The 16,705-nt window shown below is 43.7% G+C and carries 19 protein-coding genes, 1 tRNA gene and 1 pseudogene; 15 read left to right on the top strand and 6 right to left on the bottom strand.

Annotation, left to right across the window (positions count from 1 at the left end):
- The 5 genes and pseudogenes from J3492_RS09790 to J3492_RS09810 all read left to right on the top strand — a co-directional run.
- Window positions 1-506: transposase family protein (locus J3492_RS09790; protein WP_207988982.1), on the top strand; the 506-nt coding region annotated here is incomplete at its 5' end.
- 8 nt (window positions 507-514) lie between these two features.
- Window positions 515-898 (top strand): annotated as a pseudogene (locus J3492_RS09795) (transposase family protein); the annotation flags it as partial.
- A 139-nt stretch (window positions 899-1,037) separates the two neighbouring features.
- The gene (gene nadR / locus J3492_RS09800) at window positions 1,038-2,084 is read left to right on the top strand and encodes a multifunctional transcriptional regulator/nicotinamide-nucleotide adenylyltransferase/ribosylnicotinamide kinase NadR (protein ID WP_207991872.1); all 1,047 of its coding nucleotides are present in this window, start codon (window positions 1,038-1,040) and stop codon (window positions 2,082-2,084) included.
- Window positions 2,085-2,112: 28 nt separating this feature from the next.
- The gene (gene pnuC / locus J3492_RS09805) at window positions 2,113-2,856 is read left to right on the top strand and encodes a nicotinamide riboside transporter PnuC (protein ID WP_207991873.1); all 744 of its coding nucleotides are present in this window, start codon (window positions 2,113-2,115) and stop codon (window positions 2,854-2,856) included.
- A 190-nt stretch (window positions 2,857-3,046) separates the two neighbouring features.
- On the top strand, window positions 3,047-3,502 hold the full coding sequence (locus tag J3492_RS09810) for an Mpo1 family 2-hydroxy fatty acid dioxygenase (RefSeq protein ID WP_207991874.1): 456 nt from the start codon (window positions 3,047-3,049) through the stop codon (window positions 3,500-3,502).
- A 161-nt stretch (window positions 3,503-3,663) separates the two neighbouring features.
- Here the strand turns inward: J3492_RS09810 and J3492_RS09815 are convergent, their stop codons facing one another.
- A complete protein-coding gene (locus J3492_RS09815) occupies window positions 3,664-4,455 on the bottom strand; it encodes a glucose 1-dehydrogenase (RefSeq protein WP_207991875.1) in 792 nt (263 codons plus the stop codon).
- Window positions 4,456-4,716: 261 nt separating this feature from the next.
- A tRNA-Gly gene (locus J3492_RS09820) sits at window positions 4,717-4,791 on the bottom strand.
- 472 nt (window positions 4,792-5,263) lie between these two features.
- Here J3492_RS09820 and J3492_RS09825 point away from each other — a divergent pair.
- From J3492_RS09825 to J3492_RS09840, 4 genes are all read left to right on the top strand, one after another.
- Window positions 5,264-6,076 (top strand): M48 family metallopeptidase, encoded by an 813-nt coding sequence (locus J3492_RS09825; RefSeq protein ID WP_207991876.1) that lies wholly within the window; start codon window positions 5,264-5,266, stop codon window positions 6,074-6,076.
- 215 nt (window positions 6,077-6,291) lie between these two features.
- Window positions 6,292-6,624, top strand: a complete 333-nt coding sequence (locus J3492_RS09830) for a BolA family protein (RefSeq protein ID WP_207991877.1) — start codon at window positions 6,292-6,294, stop codon at window positions 6,622-6,624.
- A 58-nt stretch (window positions 6,625-6,682) separates the two neighbouring features.
- Window positions 6,683-7,042 carry a SirB2 family protein gene (locus tag J3492_RS09835; RefSeq protein ID WP_207991878.1) on the top strand — a complete coding sequence of 120 codons (360 nt, stop codon included), beginning with the start codon at window positions 6,683-6,685 and terminating at the stop codon, window positions 7,040-7,042.
- A gap of 301 nt (window positions 7,043-7,343) precedes the next feature.
- Window positions 7,344-7,745, top strand: coding sequence for a hypothetical protein (locus J3492_RS09840; RefSeq protein ID WP_207991879.1), 402 nt, complete (start codon window positions 7,344-7,346; stop codon window positions 7,743-7,745).
- A 103-nt stretch (window positions 7,746-7,848) separates the two neighbouring features.
- Here the strand turns inward: J3492_RS09840 and trxC are convergent, their stop codons facing one another.
- The 3 genes from trxC to J3492_RS09855 all read right to left on the bottom strand — a co-directional run bounded on the left by trxC (window position 7,849) and on the right by J3492_RS09855 (window position 9,531).
- Entirely contained in the window at window positions 7,849-8,286 is a 438-nt protein-coding gene (gene trxC, locus J3492_RS09845) for a thioredoxin TrxC (protein ID WP_207991880.1), read from the bottom strand.
- An 88-nt stretch (window positions 8,287-8,374) separates the two neighbouring features.
- On the bottom strand, window positions 8,375-8,557 hold the full coding sequence (locus J3492_RS09850) for a YgaP family membrane protein (protein ID WP_207991881.1): 183 nt from the start codon (window positions 8,555-8,557) through the stop codon (window positions 8,375-8,377).
- A 104-nt stretch (window positions 8,558-8,661) separates the two neighbouring features.
- Window positions 8,662-9,531 carry an MBL fold metallo-hydrolase gene (locus J3492_RS09855; protein WP_207991882.1) on the bottom strand — a complete coding sequence of 290 codons (870 nt, stop codon included), beginning with the start codon at window positions 9,529-9,531 and terminating at the stop codon, window positions 8,662-8,664.
- A gap of 250 nt (window positions 9,532-9,781) precedes the next feature.
- Between J3492_RS09855 and J3492_RS09860 the strand changes: the two genes are divergently transcribed.
- From J3492_RS09860 to J3492_RS09880, 5 genes are all read left to right on the top strand, one after another.
- Window positions 9,782-10,177, top strand: coding sequence for an ArsR/SmtB family transcription factor (locus J3492_RS09860; protein WP_424108397.1), 396 nt, complete (start codon window positions 9,782-9,784; stop codon window positions 10,175-10,177).
- A gap of 114 nt (window positions 10,178-10,291) precedes the next feature.
- Window positions 10,292-12,001: a SulP family inorganic anion transporter gene (locus J3492_RS09865; RefSeq protein WP_207991883.1), complete on the top strand. Its 1,710-nt coding sequence runs from the start codon at window positions 10,292-10,294 to the stop codon at window positions 11,999-12,001.
- Between the two features lie 223 nt (window positions 12,002-12,224).
- Window positions 12,225-12,551, top strand: a complete 327-nt coding sequence (locus J3492_RS09870) for a protein tyrosine phosphatase family protein (protein WP_207991884.1) — start codon at window positions 12,225-12,227, stop codon at window positions 12,549-12,551.
- A gap of 198 nt (window positions 12,552-12,749) precedes the next feature.
- Window positions 12,750-13,082: a protein tyrosine phosphatase family protein gene (locus tag J3492_RS09875; protein ID WP_207991885.1), complete on the top strand. Its 333-nt coding sequence runs from the start codon at window positions 12,750-12,752 to the stop codon at window positions 13,080-13,082.
- Window positions 13,083-13,273: 191 nt separating this feature from the next.
- Entirely contained in the window at window positions 13,274-14,134 is an 861-nt protein-coding gene (locus J3492_RS09880; protein ID WP_207991886.1) for a bile acid:sodium symporter family protein, read from the top strand.
- A 66-nt stretch (window positions 14,135-14,200) separates the two neighbouring features.
- On the opposite strand, the gene ahpF is transcribed toward J3492_RS09880, so the two are convergent.
- Window positions 14,201-15,778: an alkyl hydroperoxide reductase subunit F gene (gene ahpF / locus J3492_RS09885; RefSeq protein ID WP_207991887.1), complete on the bottom strand. Its 1,578-nt coding sequence runs from the start codon at window positions 15,776-15,778 to the stop codon at window positions 14,201-14,203.
- Between the two features lie 430 nt (window positions 15,779-16,208).
- Here ahpF and J3492_RS09890 point away from each other — a divergent pair, with 430 nt between their 5' ends.
- Window positions 16,209-16,451, top strand: a complete 243-nt coding sequence (locus J3492_RS09890) for an HP1242/YdcH family protein (protein WP_207991888.1) — start codon at window positions 16,209-16,211, stop codon at window positions 16,449-16,451.
- Window positions 16,452-16,705 lie beyond the last annotated feature (254 nt).

Raw genomic sequence — 16,705 nt, forward strand, 5'->3', positions numbered from 1 at the left:
AGACCTCTTGCAAAAGTAGTTGTCAGACACAACGTATATTATTGAACTCTACTTACTTAATAGATATGCCAAACATAGATAAGCTACTCAAACAAAGTGACGCTGGTTTTAAACGCTACACTGGCATTCATAAAGCCACTTTTTATGACATGCTTGAGGCCATGCAAAAGCATGAAGCATCTAAGACCAAATCAGGTAGACCAAGTGTGCTCAGTCTTAAGGAGCAGATACTACTAGCCCTGACTTATTGGCGTGAATACCGCACGCTTTATCATATCAGTATGGACTTTGGTATTCATGAGTCTTCTGCTAGCCGTATCATTCGTAAAGTAGAAGACACACTGATTAACTCTGGCAAGTTTGAATTGCCCAAAAAGCTGCCTAGTCGTGTCGATGAGGACATCAATTGGTCAGTCGTCATTGTCGATGCCACCGAAACCCCAATTGAGCGTCCAAAAAAAACCAAAGAGACTACTACAGCGGCAAGAAAAAACAACACACCTTAAAAGCGCAGGTTATCGTTCATTGGCAAACCGGTTTGATACTTGATGTGCAAACCTGTAAAGGGTCCATCCACGATTTTAAGCTGTATAAAGATACTTGTCCTGATTGGTTACCTGAGAACACTAACTATCTAGCAGACAGTGGTTATCAAGGGTTAGCAAAGCGACATAACCAAACTTTCACACCATTTAAGAAACCTCGTGGTGGTCAGTTATTGGAGATATGCAAACAAGCCAATCAGTATCTGGCAAAGTTCCGTATTGTGGTTGAACACAAAATAGGCTTAATCAAGTTGTTTAAAATCGTGGCTCATAAATATCGCAACCGTCGTCAGCGCTACGATCTTAGAATGAAGCTATTTGCTGGTATCATTAATTCCGAGCTTAAACTATGACTTTTGCAAGAGGTCTACTTTATAGTTATTTTCTCAGATAAATATTTACAATATCCATCTGTGGCAATGAGCAATTCCTTGTATGCTTTTAAATAAAACCTGAATAAAAACCACAACCATATTATTTCTAGGAAGGATTATGTATCAGACTGGCTTAATGATTGGGCATTTTGAGCCGCTACATTTGGGGCAGATGCGCAGTATTCTGGATGCTGCAGGGCATGTACAGACCTTACACATCGTCATCACTGCTCACCCCTCACCACATCCAGACTTTAACATCACTCTACAAGACAAGGCCCGTTGGCTCCAGATGGCCTGTGCTGATCTGCCGTTTATTCAGATCCACACCTCTGATGAAGTCGATTTGCCCTTTCATGAGCGCTTTGCAAAAGTCACTATCGATGTGCCTGCTAGTGATGCTAAATTACAGCGTATGATGGCGACGCTAAACTTGCCCAACGATACCGTACTAGTCGTTGCAGACAACCATCCGCTGGCCTATGACGCTGCTCAAAATCAGCTGACCATGAGCGTGTTAACAACAGCCTTACATCCGGAGTTTGACTCTGACGCTATCATGCAAAACCCAGTGGCTCACTGGACAGCCATTCACCCTGAAGCACGCGGCGACTATACCAAGACTGTCGCTATCGTTGGCGGTGAGAGCTCAGGCAAAACGACTTTGGTACACAAGCTTGCAAACTATTACGGTGCTACCTTTGCGCTGGAGATGGGCAGACTGTATGTCGGTTCTGATTTGGGTGGCACAGAGGTTGGGCTACAGTATAGCGACTATGGTCCGATTGCATTGGATCATGCTCAGGCTATTCGAGAGGCAACCGCTATGGCAACGGCGCCGGTGACTATCGTTGATACTGACTTTGTGACGACGCAGGCGTTTTGTGAGGAGTATGAAGGTCGTACACATCCGTTTGTAGCGGCATCTATCGATGAGTTTCGCACTGACCATACCATCATGCTCGATAATAATGTGCCTTGGGTCGCTGATGGTATGCGCTCTTTGGGCACGCCGGATGCGCGTGGGCGTTTTGAGCAGCGTTTACTGGATATTTTCTCACGGCACAATATCAAACCGCACCTCATCGATGCCCCTGATTATGACACTCGTTACAAAGAGGCCCTTTTGTATATCGATCAGCATATTTACGGTAAAAAACCATAAAATAAAAATAACACAAGAAGGATAAGCGATGCGCATTAAACTACTGGACAATATCACTGGAAAATGGGCACTGCAATGGATTGTCATTTGGTTCATTTGCGGGGTTTTAGCGTTATCGGCAGGATTTTGGTGGACCACTGATCATACCACCCTTGATGTGTTTTATTTGGGCGTGTCATTCATTGGTTTAATTTGTGTGGTATCTCTGTCCTTCCGGAAAAACGTCTTAGGCAACGGCTTTGGTATGGCAGCAACTGCTGGAGAAGTGGTCGTACAGGCTACCTCAGGTGCTGTAGGCTTGATGCTGGCACCTCTTTTTAATTTCTTTACTCATGTTTACGGTATATTTTACTGGTCAAAGCATACCGATCTTGATGGTGATATGGTGCCCAAATCTGCTAGTAAATGGGTTTGGCTGATCACTGGCGCCTTTATCATTATTGGTCTGGCGTTATTTCCTACAGTAAACGATATACTTGCCAGCTATGGTTACGCAGTCGTAGAAAATGACAGTAGTTTGTTTTTGGGCTTTATCTCCTTTTTTTGGATTAACGTGATTGCTTTTGTTCTCTCTATAACGGCTCAAGCTGCCATGATTTTGCGCTATTCCTTCAACTGGTGGTTATGGATTGTTGTCAACTTCGTTTGGCTGCTGGTCAATCTGATGTCTGGTAACTATATTTTTGCCATTCAGACCATGATTTACCAAATCAACTCTTTTATTGGGCTTTATGAGTGGCACCGTAGTGAGCAAGACTCTGTAGAGGTATAGTCAATATAAAGAAAGCGACGACAGGCTTAGGCAGACTACTGTATATGACAACTCGCAAGAAATGACTATTAAGAAGTGACCCGCAAGAAATGACTATCAGGTTTATCGGATAAGTTGGTAGTGTGGCTAAATTAGTGCTACAACTGATAATAGGAATAAAACGCACTCATTCACTAACAAGGAGGTTAGTATGTCTCGTACGTCGCAAAAACGCCTGTCTAAGCGCACGCTAGAACAGTGGCTCAGTGAATATGCCGTTAGTCATCAAAACTTAATCAATAAAAGAATTCACTGGTTAGCAGTACCTACCATTTTTGTCAGTATCCTTGGTATGGGTATGTCGCTGTCGGTCTGGATAACACTGGTACTGAGCGCTTTGGTGCTCTTGTTTTATATACAGCTCTCCACACCATTGTTTTTGGCGATGGGTATTTTTATGCTTATCTGTTTGAGTGTGATGACACTGTTCCCGATTGGTTTTAAAATTTGGGCAAGTGTGTTTGTCGTTGCTTGGATTGGACAGTTTATTGGACATAAGATAGAAGGCAAAAAACCCTCGTTTTTTGAGGATTTACAGTTTTTGTTAATCGGTCCTGCTTGGGTAGCAGACAGTTTGATGGGTGGCAAAAAAAGGCAGAACGCCTAGCCCTGTCAGCCAAGCAGGCTACAGCCGCTCTATTTTAGACTAATTATTTCGTATTGAATGAAAAAACGTCAACCAAGGACATCTTGATTGACGCTTTTTTGTATTTGTGATTATAGAGCATGGCGATAATGTATGTATTTTATGTGATACGGATGATATCCCTACTCTAGTGTTTGCACGCCACCACCGTTGACAAATATAGTCTGACCGCTCACCCACTCTGATATTGGCGATGCAAAATACAGCATGGCACCAGCGATATCATCAGCCTCACCCAAACGCTTAATTGGGGTATGCGATAGCATTTTTTTCTCAATCTCAGGCGTTAGGACACTCTCAAGCGAGGCGGTACGAGTTGCCCCAGGACCCACCGCATTGATACGGACTTCGGGGCCAAAGTCGTGAGCGAGGTTGGCGACCATATGGTTGACTGCCGCTTTTGAGCCGGCATACCCGCTCATATTTGGGCTCTTATTGACGCTAGACATAGAAGTCGTAAAGACGATAGAACCATAGCCTGATTTTTTCATATGTGGCACACACAGTTGGCATAAACGCCAGCCACTAAAGACATTGAGCTCAAAGTCGCGGCGAATCTCATCTACTGCTATCTTTGCTGGGTTTTCACGACCTCCGCCGCCGCCACCTGCATTATTGATTAAGATATTGACTGTGCCCAGCTCTTCTACCACGTCGTCGACCATCGCCACCAAGTCGTCTTCTTTTAGGATGTTACACTCCACTGCCAAACCCTTAACGCCTAGCGCTTCTATGTCTTTTATAGCGGCCTTGGCCTCATCAAGTTTTAGATCAGCTATGGCAACATGAGCACCCGCTTCCGCTAAACGTATCGCAGTGGCTTTACCAATACCGTTAGCACCGCCTGTGACAATGGCAACCTTGCCTGACAAGTCAAACAGCTCATTAAATTTTTTGTGTTTATACTGCTGCATAAAAGCCTCTTATTCATTATTTATTTGGCGCAGGTAAAACATTTACTACTGATCAAGTGTTTCATACCTGCCAAGGCTTTATATTATGTTCGAGTAACAAAAACCTAGTATGACCCGTCAGCTACTTTTTTGTAATTAATGCCCCGCCGCTTAGTCATTGCGATAAAAAGCCGTAGAATAAAATGAAGGCGAACACTATTAATTTTTCCATAAAAAAAGCCCCACAATAAAGTGAGGCTTTTGCGCTTATTCAGCTGAATTTGGAGCGGGATAAGAGATTCGAACTCTCGACCCCAACCTTGGCAAGGTTGTGCTCTACCACTGAGCTAATCCCGCTTAGATCAAATCGTAGTGTGATAATCGTTTACCACGTCTCGATAGGTTGGCTATTCTAGCAACTATTCTGGCAGTGTCAATCCCTTTTTTTACTTTTTATCATTATTATTATTCATTATCGTGATACCAAGCACTAAAAAACACGGTACAGCATTGATATAATTACAAATTTACTAACTCTCTCGTTAGGTTATAAAATTTATAATTTATGGTCAATGGCGACTGCTATTTCACACTTTTGTCATACTGCACTTACAATCGTACTTATTATTGTTACTTTTACGGCACTGGTTTTGTGAGAGTATCGGATTTATAATTATTTACGCATTGTGCGTATGAGAGGTTTTTGACAGCGTGTGCTAAGTTTTTGTCTGATGGGTTTTTCTCACTTATCTATGCTTGGCTTAGTAGTGGTTGTGTCTGTGTTTACTTTGTTCAACTTTTATTTTTAATAATTATAGCGAGGAACTCCATGAAAAAACAACTTACTACGGCCGTGATGGCGGCATCACTGTCCGCTCTGGCTCTCGTTGGCTGCAGCAGCACCACGAGCACAGGCGCTGTCGGTGTCGATCGCCAGCAGCTACTGCTGGTATCAAGCGAACAGGTACTGCAGTTGTCCGCACAAAGCTACAATAAGAGCATCCAAGAAGCCCGTCAACGTGGGGTGCTCGATACCAATAAAGCACAAGTGAACCGTCTAAAAAATATCTCCAACCGTCTTATCGGACAAGTCGGTGTGTACCGTCCAGATGCGGCTCGCTGGCAATGGGAGGTCCATACTATTAAGTCAGACCAGCTCAACGCTTTTGTCATGCCAGGCGGTAAGATTATGTTCTATACGGGCATCATTGAGCGTCTTAATTTAACCGATGATGAAATCGCAGCTATCATGGGCCATGAGATGTCGCACGCCCTACGTGAGCACTCACGTGAGCGCCTGTCACGCGAGTATGCAACTCAGACTGGCATTGGCATTGCTGCCAGTGTTTTTGGCTTCTCCGAAGGGCAGGCAGAGCTTGCTAGCTTAGCCGGTGACTTCGGCCTGAGTCGTCCACACAGCCGAACGCAGGAATCTGAAGCAGATCGCATCGGTCTTGAGCTGATGGCACGAGCGGGCTATAACCCACAAGCTGCCATCACTCTATGGCAAAAGATGCAACGTGCCAGTCAAGGCGAGCCACCACAGTTTTTGAGCACCCACCCGAGCAGCACCAACCGTATTGCTGAGCTGCAGACTCTGATGCCCAAGGTCATGCCCCTGTATCAAAAATCACGTCGTTAACTTGATGGCTCTGCCTCTTTATTAGATATTCATTAGTAGATATTCATCTACTTTAGTAGTCGGTAGTGACAAAAGCAAAGTATGATAGACGGTTCATACTTTGCTTTTTTATGCTTTGTATTTCAGTTGGCTTGGCGTCTGCTATACTACTGACGATACATTATCGTCACCCCTTGGTATTTATCTTATTTAGGCTTGTATTAAAAAGGATCGTTATGACTACTTCCTCTGCTACCCCTACTGCGACTGCTTTATATACTGCGCTCGAAACCTTACAACCACAGCATATTGAACTGATTAATGAATCTATGGATCATGCCGGTTATTTTGAGGGCAAAGAAAGCCATTTTAAACTGACTGTCGTCAGTGAGGCGTTTACTGGTAAACGTTTGGTTGCTCGTCACCAGCTTATCTACGACTTAGTGGCCTCACTATTGACAGCACAAGGTGGTAGTGTTCATGCCTTAGCTATTCATGCCTATACCCCAGAGGAGTGGCAAGGACAAAGCCCTGACAGCCCATTGTGTGCAGGTCAAAACAAAGGTTAGGCGTGGTCGTATTTAAGCAATTTAACAAGAACTATGATTGAGCGAGGATTGGTATTTAATGAAACACTTACATATGCTGATGGCCGTATTGGTTATTGGGCTGTTTTTATATCAAAGCTATTTGGTATTAAGCTCACATAGACGAGCGCCACGAGTCGTCAAAATCTCGACCCATGTCGTTTATGCGCTGGTTATTCTCTCAGGTGCCGCAATCCTCATGAAGCTTATGAGTGCCAATGCACCGGTCCAATGGGTATTTGCGAAGATAATTTTACTCGTAGCGGCTATCAGTGCCAGTATGAAAGCCTTTCACAATCATGCTACCCCTGCCCAAAGCAAAGCGGGTATTTTTATCGCTGGTTTGGCTTATATTGGTATTTTGATATTGGCTTTTGCAAAACCTGATAATTTATTTTAAAACGGTATGACAAGGTCGATTCAAAGTACAGCAGACCCTATACATTAGACTCTAGATGCTGTATTTTTAGTAGGGCGTGTCTTCATTTTAAAATGGTCATAAAAATGAGATAAATTGCTGTCAGACAAGAAAAATAACGCAGGTAATATCGGGATATTAATCAGTTATTTGACGCAGTATGACAAAATTTAGCCATTTTTAGCCCATTTAGATATCATCATTTGAATTGAAGACACGCCCTATGGTTAGTTCTTTATTTTTGGTATCTTAATCACTAGCACTTTAGACTTATGGAGCCGTTATGAAAGCTTTTACTGCAGCGACCCTATTAGCAGCGACTGGCCTATTAGGTCTTGCTGGCTGTGCCTCTACTGGTAATATTACGCCGCAATACGTGCCTCCAAGTAACTATCAAGGCTACGACTGCCAGACACTTAGTCAAGAGTATAATCGTGTCAATCGTTATGTTGATGCCACACGCAATGAGCAATCGACCTTATCTGCCTCAGGCGTAGGCATTGGCGTCTCAGCAGGACGTTGGGGCGTCTCTCCCAATATTAGCTTTGGCGTGGGAAAAAGTAATAACACCAAAGCGCGCGATGCTAAGCTTTCACGCTTATACGGTGAACGTGACGCCATTATTCAAGCCGCTCGTGTGCAGCGCTGTCCGTTTGTGAATGGCATTAAAATCTATGGTGAGTAACACCAGCAAAGATAAACCCAGCCGCTCTAAAAAGAGCATGAAAAAAGCCAATATGTGAACTGAATACCACATATTGGCTTTTTATTATGTCCATAAAAGTCTACTAAGACGATAAGCTTTGTACCCATTGTACGATTTGATGACTTGGTAGCGCACCTGACTGTCGGGCGATCTCTTTTCCGCCTTTAAAAGCCACCATCGTCGGTAAGCTACGTATATTGTAAGGGGCGGCGGCTTGTTCGTGCTTATCCGTTTGTAGCTTGGCAAATACCACTTCTGGCAGTTGCCCTGCCGCTTCTTTGAACTGCGGCGCCATCATGATACATGGCTGACACCAACTGGCCCAAAAATCAACAATCGTTAAAACCTCATTTTTTTGGATGACTTTATTGACGGTTTGTGCTGTGAGCTCCTGCGGAGTGGCTGACAGTAACTCCTGACCACATTTGCCACAGTTGGGCTTGGCACTTAAGCGCGCACTTGGCACACGGTTGGTCGCTTGGCAGTGTGGGCAGACTAAATGCATACTCTGTTCACTCATAGAATCATTTCCTCTTAATCAGTAGCGGTCAGCTATCATCAATCAAAACAGTGTCTTTTATCAGCTCAATTAATGATAGCTGTTTCACTTAGCGTTTGCAGGTATTGATACCAAGCATCGTGTATAAAGGACAAAAACGCAACAATCCTGTAAATAAAGGTATTAAGCCAATTGCGCCCCATAAGCTTTGATAATACACACCCAACGCAATAATAATGATACCGGCTGCAATACGTAACACTCTCTCAGTATTTCCAATGTTTGCTTTCATCACTAACTCCTTCAGTTTTCTTATTGAGGGCTTATTACAGACCAGTCATGAGCTTTGCAGCCTAGACCGGTATTGTTGTAAATGGTCTATCTATCACACTACTATTACGTAAGCGCATTAATCGGTACTTTTAGATAGCGCACGCCATTGTCTTCAGGCTGTGGCAGATGCCCTGCATCGATGTTGACTTGAACAGACGGTATGATCAGGCGTGGCATCGCAAGTGTGGCGTCACGGCGCTCACGCATCTGCACAAACTCAGCTTCATTGATGCCATCTTTGACATGGATATTACCTAGCTTTTGGGCAGCGACACTGGTTGTTGGGCAGTGCTTACGACCTTTACTTGGATAGTCATGACACAGATACATCACGGTGTCCTCATCAAGTGCCAGCAGCCTTTGGATAGAGTGATATAGTGTTTTGGCGTCACCACCTGGAAAGTCGCAGCGTGCTGTCCCTACATCAGGCGCAAATAAGGTATCACCGACAAACACCACTGTTTTTTCATCATCAGCAGCGATATATGCCATGTCGGCAGGTGTATGCCCTGGCACGTGCATAGCAGTAATGGTAATATCACCAAGCGCTAGGGTATCGCCTTCGTCTGTCAAAATATCAAACTGACTGGCGTCGGTACGAAAGCTGGTATCGAAGTTAAAAATTTGTTTGAATATTTTTTGGACTTCGGTAATATGACAACCCATTACCAACTGTCCACCTAGTGTCTCTTTTAGATGGATAGCACCTGACAGATGATCGGCATGTGCATGCGTCTCGATGATATATACCAACTCCCAATCATGCTCACGTACAAACTCAATCACTGTATCGACATCAGCCGTATTGGTATGTCCTGATTTGGCATCAAAATCCAAAACAGGGTCGATAACTGCGCATTGCTTATTTTTGGCGTCTACAAGTACGTGGGTATAGGTCTCTGTATCACTGTGCAAAAACGAATGGACTTCCATAGGTACCTCTCTATTTATATACTCTAATTTATTTATCTGCTTTAATATTTAGATTTAAATAATGATTGGTATTAATATAGCAACTACTATACACTTTATCAATTTATATAATGTAAATGAAGATAATTTGCTATATTCTGCTATACAATAGATAATTAACAACACATGATCATCAATACTATAATGATCACTACAAATCAAACACCAATGCAGCGATGCTTTTTGCCGCTGTATATAGGAGCTCACTATTATGACTTCTGTATCAGAACTCAGCCCAACCTCAACCAACGATGCACTTAGTGCAGAAACAGAAACTCAAGACATGACTGGCTTTGCGCCGACAGATCTTGCCAAACAAATGCAGCAAGCCTCCATGCAAGCCAGTCAGCTACTTAAGTCACTGTCACATCCGGATCGTCTACTGCTCTTATGTCAGCTGACGCAAGGTGAATACTGCGTAGGCGAGCTTGAAGACTTGGTCGGTGTCGGACAGCCAAGCCTGTCACAACAACTGGGTATCTTGCGTAAAGATCAGCTGGTCTCGACCCGCCGTGAAGGCAAGCAAATCTACTACAGTATCGCAAGCGATGATGCTTTAGCAGTCCTACAACTACTATATCAGCGCTTCTGTGCCAAGATAGACTAATCGCTTGCCTAATACTTGCCTAATAATAGTGATATTCGATGATAAACCTAAAGGTGCGCTAGTGATTGCCCATCTCTATGTCTGCCTTATTCCTTGATGTGATGATGAATTGATATGTCTTCTATCGCTGCTCGCTTGATTCCTGCTTGGCTGCGTCAATACCAACTGACTGACCTACCGACTGATGTCGTCGCAGGGCTGGTAGTGGGCGTATTGGTCATCCCACAAAGTCTAGGCTATGCTGTCCTCGCAGGTCTGCCTCCGGTCTATGGCCTATATGCAGCGATCGTCCCTGTCATCGTCTATGCGTGGGCAGGCTCCAGTAACATACAAGCAGTCGGCCCAGTAGCCATCACTGCTATCATGACCGCCAGCAGCTTGTATCCCTATGCTGAACAGGGCTCTGAGCAGTACATATTGATGGCCAGTCTATTGGCGTTGATGGTTGGTGCTCTGCTGTGGATAGCAGGGCAGCTCAAACTTGGCTGGATTATGCAGTTTATCAGTCGCGGGGTCACAGCAGGGTTTGTCAGTGGTGCTGCCGTATTGATATTTGTCAGTCAGATCAAGTATCTAACCGACATTCCTATCTCAGGCAGTAGCTTGGTCGATTATGTAGGGAGTATGATCACGCAGACCAATCAGCTGCATCCACAAACACTGATCATTGGTGTGATTGCTTTTTGTCTTTTGGTTGCCAATCGTTATGGCAAAAAGTGGCTTTGGCACTCTTGGTTATCAGCGTCTTATGCTAAGTGGGCGGAGCGCTTGTTTCCGCTCATTTTACTGATTATCGCCATAGTCCTTAGCATGAGCTTACAATGGGGTGCGCTTGGGGTGGCCATCATCGGTGAGATACCGCAAGGACTTCCAAGCTTTACGCTGCCGCCTATACCAGATGTTAGTGAAGCCCTAAATCTACTCCCAACCGCAGGACTGATGGCGCTAATTGCGTTTGTCTCGAGCAGTTCGGTCGCCAGCACGTATGCTCGTAAGCGTGGAGAGAGCTTTGATGCCAACCGTGAGCTAACAGGACTTGGGCTGGCTAATCTTGTTGGTGGGTTTTTTCAGAGCTTTGCCGTAGCAGGCGGGTTTTCTCGTACGGCCATCAACGTTGATTCTGGCGCAAAAACCCCGATCGCCAGTCTGGTCACTGTACTGGTCATGATAGCCGCTTTGGTAGCTTTTGGTAGCGCCCTTGCGCCTCTGCCCTATGCGTTACTTGGCGCCACGATCATGTCCTCTATCATCGGGCTGATTGATGTGGCGACATTAAGGTCGGCTTGGCAGCGTGATCGCTTGGATGCGCTGAGCTTTTTGGCAGCCTTTTTTGGGGTATTGATATTTGGGCTCAATACGGGCTTGGTCATTGGACTAATGGTGTCATTTGCCAGCTTGATTTTGCAATCCAGTCAGCCACATGTGGCTGTCGTCGGCCAACTGGGTGGCAGCGGACACTTTCGTAATATCAATCGTCATGATGTCGTTACTTTTACTAATTTATTGATATTACGCATTGATGAGAGTTTATTTTTTGGTAATAGCGAGTCTGTACATCGTCGTATCTTGCAAGCGACCAAAGACTATCCAAACGCCAAAGAGATCATCTTGATTATGGCGGCGGTCAACCACATTGACCTGACGGCACAGGAGATGCTTAGCACTCTTAATCAGGAGTTGGCAGAGCAAGACAAGCGCTTGCATTTTAGCTTTATTAAAGGCCCTGTCATGGATATTATTGGTCATACGCCGCTTATCAATGAGCTTTCTGGACAGGTCTACCTTAGTACCATAGAAGCGGTCAGAGACCTTGAAAAGGGCTAATCATTATTCAGGCTTATTAGGATTGTCAGCAGCGTGACAGTAAAACTGTACCAACTATAAACATACAATAGTTGTGGTCAGTAGGAAAATATCGTTATGATAAGTGTTATATTATGCTAGATTGGCACTCTATCGCTAGCGTTGATACTTGATAAGCTCAGCGCTTTATCGTAGATGGCTAGCCAACTATTGAACTTTTTTAAACTCATAACTGATATTACTTATGACTGATGATTTAACGATTTACAGGCAGATCTACCCCCATCAATGTATTAAAATTGCTGAGCTGGGGTATCGATCAGTACTGAATGTGCGCCCTGATGACGAAGCAGACATGCAGCCCAACAGCTGTGACTTTACTGTAGCGACTGAACGGGCTAACCTAACTTATCATTATCTACCATTCGATGATGAGCGCCTGAGTACGATGACTGTGGAGCAGTTTGCGACCTACTATCACGCCATGCCCAAACCTATATTAATGTTCTGTGGTACTGGCGCACGTGCAAAGCTGCTGTATCAAAGTGCGCTTATGCAAGGCCTATTGTAGGCTTTTATAGGTAAAAATAAGCCGCAGATATGTCTGACTGACACCGGAGTAATTGCAGCACATATATGCTTCTTACGCCCCACTATACTTTATAGGCCTTTAAGCTTTATAAGCACTTAAAAACAATAGATACTTAAAGAGAATAACGCTTTAAACGCTATAACCACCTTTAAATAAACTGATAAAAAAGGAGCTCTTATGAGCCACCAAGTGAGTATTGCTGGACAAATCACCCCTGATCAGGTGCCAACGATTGCTGAAAACGGTTTTAAAACCATCATCAACAACCGTCCTGATGGTGAGGAGCCAGGACAACCAACCAGCGCTGATATCGCTGCTGCTGCCAAGCAAGCGGGCATTGCGTATAAAGAAATATCATTTGCAGGTAGTGAGCTCAATCAAACGCATGTCGAACGGTTTGCTGAGTTTTTTAACGAGGCTGAGCAGCCTATCTTGATATTTTGCCGTACAGGCAACCGCTCATCAGGCATCTATGAAGCGGCTAAGCAGATGGACTTGTTGGATGACTAACTGATCACATGTCTTAACGATTGACTTTGCTATAAAATAGTAGGCCCATGTAATGATATGGGCTTTTATACTATTTAAGGCATATGGATTAAGGCATATTGAACCTACTTATGATCACTGCATTACCACAAGGAATGTGATCACTTAAAAAGTCACTTTATGATGACCTTTAATTTTACAAGGACTGTTTCATGAGTAATACCGTATTGGCTTTACTCCCATTGGCGCTCGCCTATATCATGTTTACTTTAGGAACAGGATTAAAACCTAGCGACTTCAAGGTTATCATTAATCATCCTAAAGCATTTTTTGTTGGTTTGATTAACCAAGTCATCTTCGTACCCTTAGTTGCTTTGGCCATAATTTTAGTGATGGGTCCACCGCCTGCCATTGCTTTTGGTATCTTGCTGATTAGCTTTTGTCCGGGTGGCGTGACCAGCAACATGCTGACCTATTATGCCAAGGGCAACGTTGCTCTATCCATTGCGCTGACTGGCGTGGTCAGTTTGCTATCAGTCATTACTTTACCTGTTTTTATCACTCTGGCATTTAACCACTTTATGCAAGATCAAGCGGGCTCTATTAGCGCAGTCAAGATTGGTATGGTGATGTTTTTGCTGACGACTTTGCCTGTTTCCTTAGGTATGTTTGCGCGGCATAAGTTCAATCGACTGATGATACGTAAAAGCGGTATGCTAAATGGTTTAGCCAGCCTATTTTTTGTGTTGGTCGTCCTCGCCGCTATGATCTCTAATTGGGCGCTTCTAAAATCACAATTAAACTCCATGGGACTTGAGCTGATGCTCATCATTATGGCTTTATTTGTATTGAGTATCTTGACGTCTAAAGCCTTTAGGTTGAGTTGGTTTGATACTAAGACCATCTCTATAGAAACCAGTATTCAAAACAGTACCACTGCGATTACTTTAGCGCCCATTATTATGGGTTCCACTGTAGGCTTACCGGCTATCGCTTTGCCTGCTGCTGTCTATGGCGTGCTCATGTATGTGATTGCGTTGCCAGTGATTGCGCTCATCCGTAACAAAAACTGAGTCTACCTAACGCAAAAAGCCACCTCTTAGAGGTGGCTTTTTAAACTAACATTAGAGCTGATTGGCTTACTGCATAACCAAGTATTCAAACGCTGACAATGCTGCTTTACTACCCTCACCCATCGCAATATTGATCTGTTTGAACGGTACAGTGGTCACATCACCACAAGCGAAGATACCTTTGCGATCTGTACGGCAGCGCTCATCAATCTCAATCTCACCAAAGCGATTTAGATCGACAAAGCCTTTGACAAAATCAGTATTCGGCATCAAACCAATCTGGACAAACACCCCTGACAAATCACGCTCATGCATCTCTTCTGTGCTACGATCTTGGTAGACGATAGAAGTCACCTTGCCATCAGTCGCCTTGATCTCTTGGGTTGCCGCATTAGTGATAAACTCGATATTGTCTTGTTCTTTGGCTTTATTGATCAATACCTGATCAGCTTTTAGCTCATCAGCGAACTCGAGTACGGTCACATGATTGACGATACCTGCCAAATCAAGGGCTGCTTCTATACCTGAGTTACCGCCGCCGATGACAGAGATGTCTTTACCTTTAAAGAAAGGCCCATCACAGTGTGCACAGTAAGCCACGCCCTTACCGATGTTTTCTTCCTCCCCTGGAACACCAAGCTTACGCCACTGTGCACCGGTCGCAAGAATAATACTACGGGTCTCAAATGTCTCACCGGTATTGAGATGGATGCTGTAGTTTTCTTCTACGGTTTCGCCGATCTCCTTGACACTGACATGCTCTTTTAGAGTAATGTCGTATTCATGCAAGTGTTTTTCAAAGTTGGCTGACAACTCATTACCCGTCGTCAAGGGTACAGAAATCAAGTTTTCGATATCTTGCGTGTCTTTGACCTGTCCACCAATACGATCAGCGACCATGGTTACTTTTAGGCCTTTACGCGCTGTATAAATTGCCGCAGCCACGCCAGCAGGACCGGCACCGATAATCGTCACGTCTTGCTGCTCTAACTGCTCAGCATCAGCGTCCGCCTCACTCAGTAGATCAGGGAACTGCTCTTGTAGCTTTTCAATCAGTTTAGCCGTATCGATCAAGCCATTAGCGAACGGTTCACCATTCAAAAATACCGCTGGTACACCTTGGATATTATTCGCCTCTACTTGCTCCTGAAACAGCGCCCCATCGATCATCTCATTACTGATGCCATCGTTGAGTAGAGAAAACTGGTTTAGCGCTTGCACGACTTCTGGACAGCTGTGGCAAGACAGTGACACATAAGTCTGAAACACTAACGGCTTTTGAATACGCTTAATCAGACTTTGAATGCCTTCGTCTAGCTTTAGGGTATGACCACCAGCCTGCAGAATGGCCAAAATCAGCGAGGTGAACTCATGACCACCTGGGATACCACTAAATACGATACCTGTATCAACTAAAGCACCATCGATATGACTAAGTACCGCAAAACTAATCGGACTTGGTAAGCTGTCATCATTGGTGTCGGCATCGAAGTTAATCTTATCGGTAGTGCCTGCGATTTTGGTTAAAAAATCAATCAGCTCACCGCGTTTTTCATGCTCACCACTGCCCAATACAAAGCTGATTGGGCGGGTCATGTTTTCGCTATAGCTTTTAACGGCGTCTAATAAACTTTGATCTATCATGTTTGTTCCTCATTATTACTGTATATGTAACGGCAACGGTAATATTGCACGTTCAAATCTGATTTATTTATTACTGATAATAGTATTAAAAATGTGATAGGCAGTATGCTTTTGCCTTTTGATGTCTCTATTATCATAGGTTTGAAGGGTTTGAGCAAGCTGAGAAATTTAAACCTTAAGTTTTATAAAACCAATCGATATCCTTGACTATTAATTAAAATTAAAACTATATAAAAACGATGGGCATGGTATCCATGGTCTTTTTTCGCTACAATCAAATGGAGCTAATAAGAAAGATTCTTATTTGTTTCGCACCCTCATTGATGCCAGTGTTTGAGTCATTCACTACCAGATACCTCATGACACTGCGTCAATACGTTACCTACATAGGCCAGTTTTATGTAAACGTTTAACTATCAAGGATGAACATATGAGAAAGACAGATACCCTGCAAGACAACAGAGATATCATCGCTAAGCTTAAACAAACAGACAGCCACTTTGCTGTTATTTTTGATGAGCACACGACACTTGATCAGCAGATTAACCAACTAGAAAAAGATAGGGTCAAGCACGCCAGTCGTGATGAAGAGATTGAACACATGAAACGCCGAAAGCTACAGCTCAAAGACGAGATATACAAGATGATCGATAAAAATAAAAATACAGTCTAGCTAGGGCGTGTCTTCATTTTAAAAATAGTCATAAAAATGAGATAAATTGCTGTCAGACAAGGAAAATGACGCAGATAATATCGGGATATTAACCAGTTATTTGACGCAGTATGACAAAATTTAGCCATTTTTAGCCCATTTAGATATCATCATTTGAATTGAAGACACGCTCTAGTATGGACTGTTATACCAGTTCCAAAAAACAAGGCAGTAAGAAAAAACAAGTACATGTATCATCATTAATAAAAGATACG

The organism is Psychrobacter coccoides (assembly GCF_017498085.1).
Lineage (GTDB): Bacteria > Pseudomonadota > Gammaproteobacteria > Pseudomonadales > Moraxellaceae > Psychrobacter > Psychrobacter coccoides.

Coding starts and splice junctions, on each gene's coding strand:
- J3492_RS09815 (WP_207991875.1), bottom strand. CDS start 4,455: ATGCAGCAGTATAAACACAAAAAATTTAATGAGCTGTTTGACTTGTCA.
- J3492_RS09810 (WP_207991874.1), top strand. CDS start 3,047: ATGTCTCGTACGTCGCAAAAACGCCTGTCTAAGCGCACGCTAGAACAG.
- J3492_RS09850 (WP_207991881.1), bottom strand. CDS start 8,557: ATGAAAGCAAACATTGGAAATACTGAGAGAGTGTTACGTATTGCAGCC.
- J3492_RS09860 (WP_424108397.1), top strand. CDS start 9,782: ATGACTTCTGTATCAGAACTCAGCCCAACCTCAACCAACGATGCACTT.
- J3492_RS09855 (WP_207991882.1), bottom strand. CDS start 9,531: ATGGAAGTCCATTCGTTTTTGCACAGTGATACAGAGACCTATACCCAC.
- J3492_RS09835 (WP_207991878.1), top strand. CDS start 6,683: ATGAAACACTTACATATGCTGATGGCCGTATTGGTTATTGGGCTGTTT.
- J3492_RS09890 (WP_207991888.1), top strand. CDS start 16,209: ATGAGAAAGACAGATACCCTGCAAGACAACAGAGATATCATCGCTAAG.
- ahpF (WP_207991887.1), bottom strand. CDS start 15,778: ATGATAGATCAAAGTTTATTAGACGCCGTTAAAAGCTATAGCGAAAAC.
- J3492_RS09825 (WP_207991876.1), top strand. CDS start 5,264: ATGAAAAAACAACTTACTACGGCCGTGATGGCGGCATCACTGTCCGCT.
- J3492_RS09870 (WP_207991884.1), top strand. CDS start 12,225: ATGACTGATGATTTAACGATTTACAGGCAGATCTACCCCCATCAATGT.
- J3492_RS09830 (WP_207991877.1), top strand. CDS start 6,292: ATGACTACTTCCTCTGCTACCCCTACTGCGACTGCTTTATATACTGCG.
- trxC (WP_207991880.1), bottom strand. CDS start 8,286: ATGAGTGAACAGAGTATGCATTTAGTCTGCCCACACTGCCAAGCGACC.
- nadR (WP_207991872.1), top strand. CDS start 1,038: ATGTATCAGACTGGCTTAATGATTGGGCATTTTGAGCCGCTACATTTG.
- J3492_RS09840 (WP_207991879.1), top strand. CDS start 7,344: ATGAAAGCTTTTACTGCAGCGACCCTATTAGCAGCGACTGGCCTATTA.
- J3492_RS09875 (WP_207991885.1), top strand. CDS start 12,750: ATGAGCCACCAAGTGAGTATTGCTGGACAAATCACCCCTGATCAGGTG.
- J3492_RS09880 (WP_207991886.1), top strand. CDS start 13,274: ATGAGTAATACCGTATTGGCTTTACTCCCATTGGCGCTCGCCTATATC.
- J3492_RS09865 (WP_207991883.1), top strand. CDS start 10,292: ATGTCTTCTATCGCTGCTCGCTTGATTCCTGCTTGGCTGCGTCAATAC.
- pnuC (WP_207991873.1), top strand. CDS start 2,113: ATGCGCATTAAACTACTGGACAATATCACTGGAAAATGGGCACTGCAA.